Genomic DNA, 228 nt, shown 5'->3' with positions numbered 1-228 from the left:
CAATGGGACAGCCTGGGCCGCCTCACGGCCCTGGGCACCACGGGCCTGCAAAGCATGGAAGGCAGGGACCACCTGGTCCAGCCCCTCATCGGCCAGATCCTCGGCCGTCGCTACCACTACGACAGCCTGGGCCAGCTCGTTGCCATCGAACAGGCTGGCGCCCCAGGCCAGGCCGCACAACTGCTGCGCTACGGCTACGACAGCGCAGGGCGCCTGAGAGCGGCCACC

1 protein-coding gene is annotated in these 228 nt (G+C 69.7%); it reads left to right on the top strand.

Annotated features, from left to right (window positions below):
• A partial coding sequence (locus tag IAE24_RS30110; RefSeq protein WP_199962555.1) for a hypothetical protein occupies window positions 1–228 on the top strand: 228 nt, incomplete at both ends.

The organism is Delftia sp. S65, assembly GCF_016516495.1.
Classification (GTDB): Bacteria; Pseudomonadota; Gammaproteobacteria; order Burkholderiales; family Burkholderiaceae_C; genus Comamonas; species Comamonas acidovorans.
The sequence above is the reverse complement of the archived record's forward strand: the minus strand, read 5'-3'. Positions and strand labels throughout refer to the sequence as shown.